The 14,929-nt window shown below is 42.1% G+C and carries 12 protein-coding genes; 4 read left to right on the top strand and 8 right to left on the bottom strand.

The genetic code is table 11. The annotated features are described in order from the left end of the window. Nucleotides 1-78: 78 nt before the first annotated feature. The 3 genes from AACW45_RS24075 to AACW45_RS38460 all read right to left on the bottom strand — a co-directional run bounded on the left by AACW45_RS24075 (nucleotide 79) and on the right by AACW45_RS38460 (nucleotide 1,852). Entirely contained in the window at nucleotides 79-945 is an 867-nt protein-coding gene (locus AACW45_RS24075) for an aldo/keto reductase (RefSeq protein WP_190629061.1), read from the bottom strand. Between the two features lie 278 nt (nucleotides 946-1,223). Beyond that, entirely contained in the window at nucleotides 1,224-1,661 is a 438-nt protein-coding gene (locus AACW45_RS24070) for a thermonuclease family protein (protein ID WP_190629059.1), read from the bottom strand. Between the two features lie 80 nt (nucleotides 1,662-1,741). Further along, complete coding sequence (locus tag AACW45_RS38460; RefSeq protein WP_373462063.1) at nucleotides 1,742-1,852, bottom strand: hypothetical protein; 111 nt, start codon at nucleotides 1,850-1,852, stop codon at nucleotides 1,742-1,744. A gap of 14 nt (nucleotides 1,853-1,866) precedes the next feature. Here AACW45_RS38460 and AACW45_RS24065 point away from each other — a divergent pair, with 14 nt between their 5' ends. Next, nucleotides 1,867-2,781 (top strand): DUF4349 domain-containing protein, encoded by a 915-nt coding sequence (locus tag AACW45_RS24065; protein WP_190629057.1) that lies wholly within the window; start codon nucleotides 1,867-1,869, stop codon nucleotides 2,779-2,781. Nucleotides 2,782-2,875: 94 nt separating this feature from the next. On the opposite strand, the gene AACW45_RS24060 is transcribed toward AACW45_RS24065, so the two are convergent. Further along, nucleotides 2,876-4,063, bottom strand: a complete 1,188-nt coding sequence (locus AACW45_RS24060) for an RNA-guided endonuclease InsQ/TnpB family protein (RefSeq protein WP_190629055.1) — start codon at nucleotides 4,061-4,063, stop codon at nucleotides 2,876-2,878. Between the two features lie 392 nt (nucleotides 4,064-4,455). Between AACW45_RS24060 and AACW45_RS24055 the strand changes: the two genes are divergently transcribed. Further along, entirely contained in the window at nucleotides 4,456-5,985 is a 1,530-nt protein-coding gene (locus AACW45_RS24055; RefSeq protein WP_190629273.1) for a SagB/ThcOx family dehydrogenase, read from the top strand. Nucleotides 5,986-6,067: 82 nt separating this feature from the next. Here the strand turns inward: AACW45_RS24055 and AACW45_RS24050 are convergent, their stop codons facing one another. The 4 genes from AACW45_RS24050 to AACW45_RS24035 form a co-directional block, all read right to left on the bottom strand. After that, nucleotides 6,068-8,569, bottom strand: a complete 2,502-nt coding sequence (locus AACW45_RS24050) for a DUF3769 domain-containing protein (protein ID WP_190629053.1) — start codon at nucleotides 8,567-8,569, stop codon at nucleotides 6,068-6,070. 366 nt (nucleotides 8,570-8,935) lie between these two features. Beyond that, the gene (locus AACW45_RS24045; RefSeq protein ID WP_096643989.1) at nucleotides 8,936-9,052 is read right to left on the bottom strand and encodes a photosystem II reaction center protein I; all 117 of its coding nucleotides are present in this window, start codon (nucleotides 9,050-9,052) and stop codon (nucleotides 8,936-8,938) included. 540 nt (nucleotides 9,053-9,592) lie between these two features. Next, a complete protein-coding gene (locus AACW45_RS24040) occupies nucleotides 9,593-10,282 on the bottom strand; it encodes an acyltransferase (RefSeq protein ID WP_190629051.1) in 690 nt (229 codons plus the stop codon). Between the two features lie 587 nt (nucleotides 10,283-10,869). After that, a complete protein-coding gene (locus tag AACW45_RS24035; protein ID WP_256421707.1) occupies nucleotides 10,870-10,998 on the bottom strand; it encodes a hypothetical protein in 129 nt (42 codons plus the stop codon). A 484-nt stretch (nucleotides 10,999-11,482) separates the two neighbouring features. Between AACW45_RS24035 and AACW45_RS24030 the strand changes: the two genes are divergently transcribed. Both AACW45_RS24030 and glgP read left to right on the top strand, forming a co-directional pair. Beyond that, nucleotides 11,483-11,797: a hypothetical protein gene (locus tag AACW45_RS24030; RefSeq protein WP_190629050.1), complete on the top strand. Its 315-nt coding sequence runs from the start codon at nucleotides 11,483-11,485 to the stop codon at nucleotides 11,795-11,797. A gap of 559 nt (nucleotides 11,798-12,356) precedes the next feature. Next, complete coding sequence (gene glgP, locus AACW45_RS24025; RefSeq protein WP_190629047.1) at nucleotides 12,357-14,921, top strand: alpha-glucan family phosphorylase; 2,565 nt, start codon at nucleotides 12,357-12,359, stop codon at nucleotides 14,919-14,921. Nucleotides 14,922-14,929 lie beyond the last annotated feature (8 nt).

The following is a 14,929-nucleotide window of genomic DNA, read 5'->3' as shown; positions in this document are numbered from 1 at the left end:
AGACAACAGTATAGACAAGGGTTATCGCGTCTCTGACAACTGACAACTGACAACTGACAACTGACTATTGACTATTGACTAAGTTTCGCTATCAATTTTTTGGATTTCTGCTTCTGAGAGTTGGACGTTAATTGCTTTTACTGAGTCTTCAATACTCGAAATTTTGCTAGCACCGGGGATAGGTAAGATAGCGGGCGATTTGGAACGCAACCAAGCTAGGACTATAGAATATACTGATACGCCTTTTTCTTTGGCTAAATTTGCGATCGCAGAAATATCTTGTAAGTTTTGATGACGACGACTACCACCGAAAGGACTCCAAGGTAAAAAAGTTAGTCCTTCTTGTTCGCAATACTTTAACACACCGTCATTTTCTGGTTGTCTTTCCCAAGGACTATATTGATTTTGCACAGAAACAATTTCCACTACATCCTGCGCTTGTTGAATTTGTTCTACGGAAAAGTTAGAAACTCCCACATAGCGAATTAAACCGTTTTCTACCGCTTCTTTTACTGGTGCGAGGGATTCTGCGATCGCATATTTGGGATCGGGGGCGTGATATTGCCAAATATCTATCGGTTTACTACCGCCCAAAGCTTGAAAACTTTCGCGAATAGTTTGACGTAAATGTTTGGGGTTACCGTTGCGCGTCCAATTTCCATGAGGACGCATCAAACCGCCTTTGGTGGCGACAACTACATGGCTAACATCGCCTTTATAACTGCTAAGTGCTTGATTAATTAATCTTTCGTTGTGGTGCTTATCGGATTCATCTAGACAGTAAGAATCGGCGGTGTCTATGAAGGTAATACCCAAGTCTAAAGCACGATGAATAACTTGAATAGATTCTGCTTCTGCAGGACGATTTGCTATTGACATGGGCATTCCACCCAAACCAATAGCACTGACAGATACACCCGTTTTTCCTAATTGTTTGGTTTCCATGCTTTTAGCTCTTGTATGCAGTCCCACTAATGTATTAGCTGTTTCCAAATATTTTGACAATTCATCCTTAGATAGGTGTAATACCAATTCAATCTAAAAATGCACCTAATTCTTCTCAAAGATATAGAACTGTACAAACTCTGCGTAACGGCAGTTGCTACAACGGTGGGAACCCCCGCAACGTACTGCCTCACCTTTGCGTTAACCTTAGCGCCCCTTTGCGTTAAAAAATATAGCTTTGTGCAGCCTCATATTTATTTACTTAAATCCTCAAAATATTACCTTCCTCTATTCTGATTAACAGGATTAAACTGCTGCCATAATCCTAAACGCTTATTTTTAGCATTTGCTTCTGCAATTAAATATTGCATTCTGCTTTCTTCGCAATAACCTAAAGTTTCGCGATCGACAACAGCATTACCTTCCTCTACTAAGCGAAGATTGACTGAACGATTATCAACAAAAACCTCACCCATTATGCGCCCATTTTCTTCGCGGTTGAGGGTTTTAATTACTACTGGACTACCTGTTGGTAAAAATCGTTTGAGTTTGTTAGTAGCGGCAGTAACATACTGCTGTTTTGTTTCTTTCGGTGTATTAATACATACTAGTTTAACTATGGCTGTTTTACCTGTATCATCTTTAATGCGGATTGTATTGCTATCTACTACACCGATGATGGTAGCCAAGATTAACATTAACTCGATTAAACTCATTGATTTTTAAGTATTATTTAATGCTTCTCCTTAAGTTTAAATCAGTAATTGTCTAGAGATTGTGAGAGAAATTACGCAATTTAGCAGCAAATTTTCATAAAATCGAAAATCTCAAAACTTCTGTTACAAAAATAGCAACAATAGCCGCTTTCAGATTTGCTCTCAGCCATACTGAGATTAAATTCATCTATCTATGGTTTAAGTTATGCCAGCCTCGATGATATTACCGCGCAAATCTGGTTTAGCTGTGACTGTGCTGCTGGGAGGTTTAATTTTTACGAGTTGTGCGGCTGTTCCGCCAGCATTAAAAACATCAAATCAAGCAACCCAGGAAATAGCAGGCGATCGCGCTGCGCCGGCTGAAGGTGCGGGAGTAGTACAACAATCTCAAACCCCACCAGTACCCCAATCTCGTCCCCAACTAATTAAAAAAGCAGCAATAACTGTAATTGTTAATTCCGTCAGTCAAAGTATTGATACAGTCTCAAAAATTATTAATAACAAACAAGGCGATTTAATTGGTTTAAACGAACGCCAACCAACAAAAGAAAACGCCCGCCATACTGCATCCATTACTCTGCGCATACCACAAAACCAGTTAGAATCAACTCTCGATGAACTGGCTAAATTAGGCACAGTAGAAAATCGTAGCATTACAGCAGAAGATGTTAGCAATCAATTAGTAGATATCAAAGCTAGATTAACTAATTTGCGCAAAACCGAAGCTAATCTCCAAAAAATTATGGATCGTTCTGGTTCTGTACGCGATGTCTTAAGTGTGGCGCAAGAACTCAGTAATGTCCGCCAATCAATTGAACAAATTGACGCCCAATTGAAAAATTTACAAAATCAAGTTGCCTATTCTACTATTACCTTAAACCTAGAAGCAGCAGTTTCCGGTAGCAGTCCCCAACGGGGTTTAGGGGCACAAATTCAAGAAACTTGGAACAACTCTAGCCATTCTGTTGGTGAATTAACTGTTGGTTTACTAAAGTTAGGTATTTGGCTAATTGCTTATAGTCCTTATTTTTTGGTTTTGGCTGCTGCTATTTATGGTTTGAAGCGGTGGCGACGCAATTCTCAAACTGTTATACCAACACCACCAGCAGAAAATAATTAAATTCTGGAAAACTTGTCTCAAGTTGTTCAAAGTTTATGGTTTTGACATCCTCCCACCGCTACACCCGAAGGGTGTAGCGGGGGATTCCTAAGACTCACGACTTAGGTTTCTGTTTCTTTCCCTTACGGGTTTTTCGCAGTTGCCCTTTAACACTATGGTTATTAGGTCTTACACTCGCTTCACAGACTGTAACGGTGTGTCCCACCGCCAAAATATTTCGGCTGGCGTTGATATCCCTGTCGTGGTGTGTTCCGCAGTTTGGGCAATCCCACTCTCTGATATTCAACGGCAATTTTTCAACAATATGTCCACAGTTGCCACAGCGCTTAGAACTGGGAAACCAACGGTCAATTTTTACCAAGTTTCGATCATACCAAAGAGCTTTGTATTCCAGTTGCCTCACCAATTCTCCCCATGCAGCATCACTGATTGCACGGGCCAACTTGGGGTTTTTGACCATATTTTTAACTGCCAAATCCTCAACTACTATCGTTTGGTTTTCACGAATCAGTCGAGTTGTCAGTTTGTGCAAATGGTCTTTCCTAGAATCAGAGATTTTAGCTTGAATACGAGCAACCTTGAGTCTAGCCTTATCTCGGTTACGAGAGGACTTTTGCTTGCGACTCAAAGACTTCTGCGCCTTCCTCAACTTTTGATAGTGCTTGTCAAACGCTTTGGGATTAGCAATCTTTTCACCTGTACTCAGAGTAACGAGACTGCTAATGCCAACATCCAGTCCCACAGCACTATCAACTGGTTGCAAAGCTTCGTCCGTTGGATCGTTGATTCGCAAACTAACAAACCAACGTCCAGAAGGCTCAAGTCTAATTGTGATGGTTGTAGGTTCACACCCCTTGGGAAGTTGTCTAGACCATTTAATTGGCAATGGTTCAGAACACTTAGCCAAGTAGACTTGTCCATCCTTCCACCGGAAAGCGGACTTGGTGAACTCTGCGCTGCCACCGCTACGCTTCTTTTTGAAATTGGGATATTTCGCCCTACCAGCAAAGAAATTGGTGAAAGCAGTTTGCAGGTGTCTCAAACCTTGTTGCAGTGGTACGCAGCTAACCTCATTCAAAAACTGGAGATCGTCAAGCTTCTTCCACTGCGTCAACATAGCAGAAGACTGAACGTAATCAACCTTCTGTTGTCTCTCGTACCAAGCTTCGGTTCTTGCCGCCAAAGCTCGGTTGAAAACCAACCGCACACAACCAATTGTCCGGCGCAATATTTGTTCTTGCTCGGTAGTTGGGTAAAAACGGTAGCGGCAGGCTTTTTCCATACTTCACATTTTATCATTAAATCTGTGAAATACGTAAAACCCGCTATGTACCAAAGTCTATCTACTCACTCGTCGCTCACCCCGTCGTCTGTCGTTCGCACTCCACAACTCGACTTCATTGTGAAGCTTCTTGCTCGTCCCCATTCCTCTCACCGCCAACCTACGGTGTGGCGGTGAGAGGAATGGGGGTGTTAGATGATTATCGTTTTACGTAAAAGATGGTAGATTGGGAAAATTTCAGCGCTGGGGGGAGTAAATCAATGAGGTTCCAGTAATCTCCCAACCCTTGAGGTATGGCAACTGTGAAGCAGATTGTACCAATTAACACGAAATAATTAGACACAGGAATGCCAAGATCAAAAAAAAGGACGCCCGATGCTATTGAAACTACTATGCCAGAACTACACCAGTCAATTGCACAGCACTACCACGAACGCACTAAATACGATCCTCAGACACTAGCTGCAAAAAGTCAGAGCTTAGATTGGGCGAAGCAACCAGTACCATTTAAAGAGTACAGAATTGGCTCATCTTTTGACCTTAAACCCTACTTACAAGCTAATTCTGAGGCTTCTACTAACAATGAAGATGATAAATGGTGGCAAAGACTGTCAAGGCTATTGTTTTGTAGCTATGGGCTAACGGCAAGAATGCCTTCTATGGGTGGGGTATATTTACGATCTGCCCCTAGTGCTGGCGGGTTATACCCGGCTGAGGTATATGTAGTTTCGCGCGGTACGGAGTTACTACCAGCCGGGTTATATAATTACCAGAGTCGTACTCATTCTTTAATGCAGTATTGGGAAAGCGATGTTTGGCAAAGTTTACAAGCAGCTTGTTTTTGGCATCCATCTCTAGAAAATACTCAGCTAGCGATTGTCATAACGGCTGTATTCTACCGTTCCGCTTGGCGGTATGAAGATAGGGCTTACCGCCGCATCTTTTTAGATACCGGACATTTATTGGGAAATATTGAGTTAGCTGGGGCGGTTAACGATTATCGCCCGCACTTGATTGGTGGATTTATTGATGAAGCGGTTAACGATTTACTATATATCGATCCGCAACAAGAAGGCGCGATCGCAGTTTTATCTCTAGCAGACTTGTTAGATATTAAACAAAATTTACCACTAGGACGCACAGCTTTACCTTCAGCGACCGAAACCAATTACCCCATTATTCCTGATGGCGAACTGCTGAAATATTTTCACCATCACACACAAATTGAATCGGGAACAACGGGTAAACTCAATTTACCAGAAGTGCAACAAGAGAAATCTTTAGAAGATAAATATAACTTCCCTTTCTGTCTAAAAATTCCTACAGCTACCATGTCAATTAACTGGGGTGCAAATCTCTCAGAATTGGAAAATACCATGCACAGGCGGCGTTCTACCCGTGCTTACAGTGGTGAAGATTTGAGCTTTGAGGAACTAAAAGCTTTACTTGATTTCACCTATCAACCGCAAAATTATATCTACCAAAATTTAGACCGTTCTCCAGATTACTTTGACTTAAATTTAATCGAAACATTTATTGCTGTTTGTGGAGTCAAAGGATTAGAAACAGGCTGTTACTATTACGCACCAAAAGCCCAAGAATTGCGCCAAATTCGGTTTAAAAACTTCCGCCGAGAATTACATTTTCTCTGCTTAGGGCAAGATTTAGGCCGAGATGCCGCCGCAGTAGTCTTTCATACCGCCGATTTAAAATCTGCGATCGCGCAATATGGCGATCGCGTTTACCGTTATTTACACATGGATGCCGGACATCTCGGACAAAGGCTAAATTTAGCCGCTACCCAACTGCATATCGGTGTAAGCGGCATCGGTGGCTTTTTTGACGACAAAGTCAATGAAGTCCTCGGTATTCCCGCAGACGAAGCAGCACTTTACATCACCACCTTGGGAAGGGCAAGGTAATTGGTATGGGGCAAATATAACTCTTAATTTTGAATTTTGAATTTTGAATTTTGAATTTTGAATTATTTGCCCCCCTGCCTCTTCAAGGCTCCTGCTGTGTCACGCCGCCGACAACTGGCTTGACTTGTTGACCGGAAAAGGGATCTGTACCGCCACTCCAGTTAAAATCGCTGATGCGGAAGCTAATACCGCCTAATTGCAGTACTGGATTGTAACGTAATGTCAAGCCATAGGTGCGGCGGCTGTATTCCAAAATATAGTCGGTGCTACTTTCTCTACCTGTATCTAAGTTAACTGAGGTCTGAAAGCCAATGCGAAAAGGGCCATAGATTTGCTGTGTAATGCCAGCACTCAGTACTCTAGTATCAACAGCTCTGTCGAATAAGAAAGGTGATAGTCCACTGTTGAAACCTTGGGAATAGCTGACGTTAAAGGCGGTATAGTCCAAATAAGGGCGGGAAAAATGACCAATTTGCCCTTCTAAGCCAATGGTGCCAATTAAGGTGCTTTGGTTATCACCGTTGCTGTAATAACTAGTAGTACCAGTCACACCAGCCAGCGCTCGCAAGTAGGGAACAACTGAGTTAGGCGTGTATCGTAACCCCTCAGTAGCCGTAGGTGGTAAGGGTTGCCCTTGCCATAACAATAAACCACCGCTTAACGCTGCACTACCTTGGATGCGCCCTAAGGAAATGCGATCGTTGTCTCTATCTGGTGAGAGTAAGTCAGGGCGATCGGTATTAGCATTAATATACTGGGCACCTGCTTGATAGCTCAGATTAATCCCACTGTTACCCAAGGGAATGATCGGTGAAATGACTACACCCCCAAGGCTGCTTTGCACAGTTTGATAGCCGAGAGTACCGTTATAAAGGCGATCGCGGTAGCTGTATTCTAAGTTCAATAAATGGGGATTGCGATCGCCTAATGTCTGCCTCAGGCGCAAGCTAGCCCGAAAGTTATCTTCAACTTTACTCAAATTCAGGCTGGTTAACTCGCCGTTACCCTCAATCACAGATTTAGGGTTCAAATTCACATTTAGTCTACTTCTAATGCCAAATAGCCCAGCAAAATCACCGGTACCTTGTTCTACAGCTTTTTGTAAGAAAAACTGGGGCGTAATTGTCCAGTTTGTCTTGTCTGTGGTGATTGGTGCAAAGCTGCGCTCTAAATATAACCCACCCCGTTGATCGCCATCAAAGCCAGGAGAAACAATGGCTGGCGTTACGTCTCTCTCCCGGCGATCGATTTCCTGCTGTTCTCGCGGAATCCCAATCGCCACTTTTTGATCGAAAACTACCCGCGATCCTTGACTCCTGACTCGATCTACTAAAGGTGCTTCTCTAGTTAACGTAACATTAGCCGCCCGTAATACTAATTCTGGCGGTGAAAACGGATCGTTGGTAATGCTGACATCTTTAGCTTGCCAGCCACGGGGATAAAATTGAATCTGTTCAGCTTCAAAGCGTAGGCGATTAACTATGCCCCCTGATTTTGGTTGAGCAATGTTTCTCGCATCGGCTCTACCCCCTACTACCACATCAATTCCCCCAGGGCTATTAACACCAGTTAGGGGCTGATTTGCCCGAATGCGATCGCTCACTGGGCGCTGTGATACTCCGCCGGCTGTGACATCTGTAGGTAAAAAAGCTACATCTCTTTCGGCTGTGGGTAGGTAAATCTCACCTCTACCCTTTTCCAGTTCGCCGCTATCTTGAATAAAGTTATAAGTAAAGCGTTGTCCTCGCAACACCTGATCGCCCCTGGTTAAAGCGACGTTACCTTCTCCCACAGCAATCAAGTTATCTAAACTGATTTGTAAGCGATCGGCATCTACTACCGCCCCGTCAAATCGCACAACTACATTACCTTCAGCCGTTACTATCCGTCTTTGGTCATCATACACTTGGCGATCAGAAATAACTTCCACCGTTCTGGGTGTCGCTGGTGCTGTGGTAGCCGGGGGAGTTGTCCCAGATGGTTGACTTTGTGGCTGATTTGTGCTTTCGGCTGGCGGTTGCGGTTGCGGCGTCTGAAATTCTATCGATGAGGGTGCTGGCGAGTCTGGTGTAGGATTGCGAGATTTAAATTCAATAGTATTTTGTACTAATTGCGGTTGCTGGGGATTTTGCGCAACTACTTGCGGGTTAGCTGGAGTTTTACTAGAAACAAATGAATTTTGGTTAGTTGTAGCGTTTGGGTTAGATAAAACTTTAACATCTAGGCGATCGCTATTATTTTGCAGAGGATAAGCAATGCCCATAGGCTCCCCCAATAATGCCGCACTCATGGGAGTATCAATGGGAGTATCAACAGGAGAGAATTCCGGCGGAAAAGTTTTCGGCGGATTGGGTTGATTGAGATTGGGAGAAACTACCAATTTATCCCTGGTCAAATTTTGGGGATTTGGCTGAGTTTGAGATGTTGCTTGTTGCTGTTGGGATGTTTGTTGATTTTCCTGCGTCCCAGTATCTGTAGCAATTAAAGAATTAAACTTGGTGTCATTAGCAGAAGAGGTCAAATTTGCAGGTTGTCTTGCTTCCGTAATTGGAGGCGGTGTAGGCGGCAGAACTGGATGAAGCATATTTCAGCACAATCAAGCTAACAAATAGCCAATAAGTAGCCGGAAGGACGAACAACACCTTTAGCCTTCCTACTTTGCCGCCTATTTGCAGCAAGCTGGCTCAAGAAGGACACTAAAATTTACCACGACAATTGCTAGGAGAGATTGCTTTGAGGTAAACTTTTGGGCATTCTCTCCGTTATAGCAAATACCGTTAGCTTTGCCATTGCTCGCGCCTAAAAGGTGAATTTCTTAACTCTTCAGGCACGATGACCGAGTCGGTTAGCAAATGGCTGGGGTAATTATCCCCATTTAAGCAACTTAGTGTCCATAGCTTCTGGTGTGTTCTGCCTTCCGGCTTTTGAGAGCGGATTATCAGTCGCGCTTTTACTCGAAATCCCGACGACCGGGGTTACGAGCTGGGTCATTAGACAAGAAACCAAAGACGAAGATAGCCACAAAGAAGGCAACAACAATATAAACTGTGATTTTTAAAGTAAGCATCAGAGATATCTCCAAAAGGTATGAGAAACAGAAAATCTCTCTCTCGGTATCTGCTAGGCAGAAATGATAGCTCCTTTATATTACCCAAATCTCGCCCCTTTTTTGGCAGTCTCTATTGAGACAGGTCAATGTTTATCGTGAAACTGTTGACGGTTGACTGTTGACTGTTAACTGTTGACTGTCCTCACGTTTATTGACTGAGCCAGTTGGGAGTCGTGTAAAAATAAGTTGAACAATTTAATATTTGTAGTGCGAGCAGCGTTCGACTGAGCGCTCACGCCGAAGTCTTGCCCGCGCGAGCAAGATGCTCGCACTACTTATTTTTACTTCATGCCTTGGGTAAACGCTATATTTTGGAGATGTCCCGATTAAAAAGTTTTGAGGTTGCTACTCTTGAGACGTTTACTCGCTGCATAGGTTTCCGAAGAGATGCAGAAATTGGGCATGGGGCATTGGGCATTGGGCATTGGGCATTGGGCATTGGGTATTTATTAGAGACGCGATGAACCCTTGTCTGTACAATTGTCTCCCTTGTCCTCCCTATCCCCTCATCCCTATTTCCTCGCTGACACGGCTTTTGATAACTTTGGCTGGTATTCCTACAGCTACAGAGAAGGGAGGAATATCTTTTGTAACTACTGCACCTGCACCAATGACACTACCTTGACCAATAGTCACGCCATCTAATACGCTGACTCCATGCCCTAGCCAACAATCATCTTCTATGACAATTCCTTGGCGTGTAATGCCTTGATTACGAATTGGCTCTAAGGTATTGGCAAAAGTATGATTATTAGCATATATACCGCAGTGCGATGCAATCATACAGTATTTACCTATTTTGATGTCTCCTGGCCCGGCAATACATACATTAGGGCCAACGAATGTTTCATCATCAATATATATAGAAGTACCATCTAAGCAACCGATATCAACGTTACGTTCTATCGCGACTTTGTTACCGAGATAAATTCGATTATTTTCTCCTCTGCCATCGAGACGCACGCCTTTAAAAATAAACACATTTTTGCTGATTTCTATGGCATTACTACCCAGAAATTCCACACCATTTTGAATATAAACCTGACTATCTAAGCGAGCGAAAATACTGCGATATAAGAGATTGCGCAGTTTCGAGCCGAGCACGATCGCGGGAATATTACCTAATAATGTAGTCAGCAAAATTTCCGGGAAGCGTTGTATTTTGGCTGAAAATTTGGGCTTTTTCATGGTTACTAATGCCTTAAATAAATTGCAGTAATTAATCGACTACTTCATTGACAGTTGGCTCGTTTTGATGATTTGTAAATACCCATATTTAGGAGTAAATCAGTTATCTGAATCTCGCAAATACTAGTCCAACTTGATGGAAGCAATTATTGAATTGTTGAAAAAATAATTTGCAATGAGCATTTTTTTGCCAGTAAATAATGTTCAATTTACCTATAAAAACATTAAGAATTTATAGGCATCACCTAATTTTGCTGATTGAGTCTGAAAGATTTTGCCGCTAATTAATGTCGAATTCTGGATTTTATAGCCAAAATCTCTCTATTAGTATTGATATTTCATCAAATACTACTCATATTAGCGTAGAGAAATTCAACTTAATTTTTGTTGAATTCCTCAACTAAGGCGCAATCATTCAATTAGCAATAAGGTAGTTGATATATTTACTAACTACTCAATTACACAAGCTTTTGGTTAACAATAATACATTTTGACAGTTTTAGTTCAAAGGTAAAATTATTAACCTTTATCTGCCATGTAGTTATTGTTAAAATATTTTGGTTATTTATGAATGTATAAAATTAAATTTAGGGTGGAGTATCGCCGACTTCAGCCATCACATTGAAGTTCACCATCGGTGCAAACAAGTAAGCACTTCCTCGACTGCTATGACGGCTTTCTTGCAACGAATTTCTAGAGTATGCTGCTCTAATCATGTTGCACGCAGATGATTTACAAATTAAACAAAACACTCAGGTAATTGCCAGAGTGATTTTTCACAATTGGTGCTTTTGAATATAACACATCTTATTTTTATTGTCTGGCTTTGGCAAAAATTATTTTTTTCTAAAATTTAATATATATCCAGAAAAATCGAGATAAGATTGTAACTTCTTATGCAGTTTAAAATAATATTTTTTACTAGCAAAGAAAAATATTTGATACTGGAGAATTTTTCCTATCAAATTACTTCAGTATATTCACCATAATTAACAATTATATGAGGAATAATATCTAACAATTTGTAAATCCACTTGAGGGATAACCCATTCGGGTGATGCGTGCTGAGTGGCGTTCGTTATAAATTTTAAAGAAAATTGAGAGATTCCTGAGCGAAAAATTTACGCAATGGAAAAAAGCGATCGCCAAAATTAGGTATCGCGTTCAACTTCCAAATTTAGTTTAAAAAGTAGGTCTTTAATGAAAGAAATTGTTAACCAAGCTTTAACCTCTGGCTATTTGAGCCTAGCCGCTCAACATCAGATTCGATTGCTACTCCAAAGCGAGTATGACTCAGAAGATTTAGATGCTTACATTATTTTGCAGCGAGCTGTTTTAGCGGGTGATGTCAAGCAGGAATCGCGCGTGCAAAAATCTGCTGGTGCTAATACAGCTAAAGATGGTGGTTTAAATATCAAACAAGCTTATCAAGTTGCGGCTGAGATTGCTTGTGTGGCAGCTATGGCTTTAAGTATGCAAAAAAATCCTCAAGATTCTTCTTATTTGGGCGCTTAAGGCAGAAAATTATGATTTTTTTCCTCATGTTTGGGGATTATGGCGATTTGTTGGGTGCAAAATGTGCTATTTAAGGAATTAGGCTGGCGATCGCACAGCAATATGACAAAATTTTTGCTTGAATTACTAGAAATCTCAATTCTAAATGCTTAAAAAATAATTAAGAATTGCTGTGAGATGCTAACTTATAGCCGATGGTTTTGATGAGAGATGAAACTCGCGAAGCGGGCTATTGACAAGCTTTTTGGCAGTTATTATCTAGCTATTAGGAAAATCTAAAATTAAGCTTATATACTGAGAAAATTCAATACATAGATATATAATTATCATGAGTATTAAATTACAATCAATAATTAAGTTTTGCAATACCAGCTATACTTTTTAGCAGCCAGCTTAATATCAGAAATCGGCTTGGTGTAAACTCTAGCAAACCTGATAAGAATAATTCTCAATGCTTAACAAAGTCACGGCATTCTTACAAACATAGTATAAAGAATTGGCAACATTGGGTAAAGACAGTAAAAAATAACCTTAGCTACACTTGGAGTTTTGCCAACCTATGCAGCCAATTCGTACATTTAACGTCTCTCCTTCTCTCCCGCCGCGACTCGAACCGCTGCGGCGGCTGGCATATAACTTGCACTGGGATTGGAACGTTGAAAGCAAAGATTTATTCCGCCGTCTAGATGCCGATTTGTGGGAATCTAGTCACCATAACCCAGTGTTAATGCTAGGAACGATTAGCCAAGGGCGACTTTCAGAAGTTGTAGAAGATGAAGGCTTCTTGGCACAAATGGATCGTGCTGCGCGTCAGCTGGAAGATTATTTACAAGAGCGTTCTTGGTATCAAAAGCAACGCAGCCAGTCACCGAAGGAATGTTACGCTTATTTCTCGGCTGAATTTGGCTTGGTAGATTGTTTACCTGTTTATTCTGGCGGTTTAGGCGTTCTCGCAGGCGATCACCTGAAATCTGCCAGCGATTTAGGTTTACCGTTGGTTGGTGTCGGCTTACTCTACCAACAAGGATACTTTGCTCAGTATCTTAATGCCGATGGTTGGCAGCAGGAACGCTACCCCATCAATGATTTCTACAATATGCCGTTGCATTTGGAACGGAATGCTGACGGTTCAGAATTGCGGATTGCGGTAGATTACCCAGGACGTAAAGTTTACGCTAGGGTTTGGCGGGTACAAGTGGGTACAGTTCCCCTGTATTTACTAGATACCAATATAGAACCGAATAATCCCTACGATCATGACATCACCGATCAACTGTATGGTGGTGACATCGATATGCGTATCCACCAAGAAATTATGCTAGGGATTGGTGGCGTACAAATGTTAAAAGCTTTGGGGTATAAAGTTACTGCTTATCACATGAATGAAGGCCACGCCGCCTTTTCTGCCCTAGAGCGCATCCGCATGTTGATTCAAGAAGAAGGTTTGAGTTACGCTGATGCTAGACAAGTTGTAGCTTCGAGTAATATTTTCACGACGCACACGCCAGTACCAGCCGGGATTGACTTGTTCCCACCTCAGAAAATTTTGGACTACCTGAGATATTATGCAGGCATCTTTGACTTACCTGAAGAACAATTTTTAGGACTGGGAAGAGAAAATACAGGCGATTTATCTGGGCCTTTTAGTATGGCGGTGTTGGCGCTGAAAATGGCAACATTTTCTAATGGGGTAGCGCAATTACATGGTGTGGTATCCCGCCAGATGTTTCAAGGGTTATGGCAGAAAGTACCTGTAGAAGAAGTACCCATCGCTGCTATTACCAATGGCGTTCATGCTCGCAGTTGTGTGGCAAAATCCACTCAAGAGTTGTACGATCGCTATCTCGGCCCTAATTGGTCATCTGCACCACCAGATAGCCAGTTATGGGAGAGAATGGACTCCATCCCCGATGAGGAATTGTGGCGCAATCACGAGCGCTGCCGCTTGGATATGATATTGTACGTGCGGGAGCATTTAGTTAAGCATTTACGCGATCGCGGTGCTTCGGCTTCGGAAATTGCTCAAGCACAGGAAGTTTTAGATCCCAACGTTTTAACTGTGGGTTTTGCAAGGCGTTTTGCTACCTACAAACGTGCTACTCTGTGGATGCGCGATTTAGAACGCATCAGACGGATTTTACTAGGGAATAAAAACCGCAAGGTGCAATTTGTGATTGCGGGTAAAGCACACCCGAAAGATATCCCCGGTAAAGAATTAATCCGCGACATTAATCACTTTATCCGCGAACAACATTTAGAAAAACAAGTAGTGTTTGTCCCCAACTACGATATTCATATATCGCGGTTGATGGTGGCTGGTTGCGATATTTGGTTAAATACACCCCGTCGTCCCCGTGAAGCTTCTGGTACAAGCGGAATGAAAGCCGCTATGAACGGATTACCGAATTTAAGCGTCCTTGATGGTTGGTGGGATGAAGCCGATTATGTCCGTACAGGTTGGGCAATTGGACATGGAGAAAATTACGAAGATCCTAATTATCAAGATGAGGTAGAAGCCAACGCACTCTACGATTTATTAGAGAAGGAAGTTGTACCGCTATTTTACGATCATCGTGATGCTGATAGTTTACCCCGTGCTTGGGTAGCAAAAATGAAAGACGCAATTCGCTTGAATTGTCCGTTCTTTAATACAGCGCGGATGGTGCGAGAATATGCACAACGGGCTTATTTCCCTGCAAGCGATCGCTATCATACCTTAACTGCTAATAACTACGCCCCAGCTAAAGAATTAGCTGATTGGAAAGCTAAACTCGCTGACCATTGGTTTAATATCAAAATCAAAGATGTGGATGTATCCGCAGTTTCAGATATTGAAGTTAACCAAACTGTAGCGGTAAAAGCCAAAGTAGATTTAGCAACTTTGACAAATAACGACGTACAGGTGGAATTATACCAAGGGGCAATTGATGCCAATGGTGATATCGTGAATGCGATTCCCGTGGTTATGGATTACCAAGGTAATGATACAGATGGGTTAAGTGTTTATACGGCGAATATTATTTACACCACTTCTGGTTTGCAAGGCTTGTCTTTGCGCGTATTACCAAAACACCCATACCTGTCGAATTCCTACGAACCCAGGTTAATTGCTTGGGCGGAGTAAATCGATTT

The sequence above is a fragment of the Calothrix sp. FACHB-168 genome (assembly GCF_963889195.1).
Taxonomy (GTDB): domain Bacteria; phylum Cyanobacteriota; class Cyanobacteriia; order Cyanobacteriales; family Nostocaceae; genus Aulosira; species Aulosira anomala_A.
Note: the sequence above shows the minus strand (reverse complement) of the source record. Positions and strands in the feature narration are given on the sequence as shown.